Origin of the sequence: Pseudoalteromonas sp. bablab_jr011, from assembly GCF_016464045.1 — a bacterium.
GTDB lineage: Bacteria > Pseudomonadota > Gammaproteobacteria > Enterobacterales > Alteromonadaceae > Pseudoalteromonas > Pseudoalteromonas lipolytica.
Map to the genome: position 1 here is coordinate 1 of NZ_JACDWU010000023.1, position 307 is coordinate 307.

A 307-nucleotide genomic window follows, 5' to 3' on the forward strand; every position below is an offset into this window, starting at 1 on the left:
GAATACGGTTGAGGTAACCATAAAGATACAGTTTTAATAATGTGGCTGGATGATACTTAGGGCGGCCTGTGGACTTTAAAGTTAATCCTTTAAACCCCAATTCAGCTAGATTTAGTTCCTCAATGAAAACATCAATCACTCTGACCGTATTATCTTCACTGACGTAATCTTCCAACGATTCTGGAAATAACGTTGATTGGTCACGACTTTCACCGCTTATAAACTTTGACATACTGCCTCAACCCTCAACTGAATCAATAGTCTAATTATATAAATATCAGTATATTAAGTGAACTAAATGTATAGA

Annotated in this window: 1 pseudogene; it reads right to left on the reverse strand. The window is 35.5% G+C overall.

The annotated features are described in order from the left end of the window. Positions 1-232 (reverse strand): annotated as a pseudogene (locus tag JIG41_RS00650) (IS5/IS1182 family transposase); the annotation flags it as partial. Between the last annotated feature and the right edge of the window lie 75 nt (positions 233-307).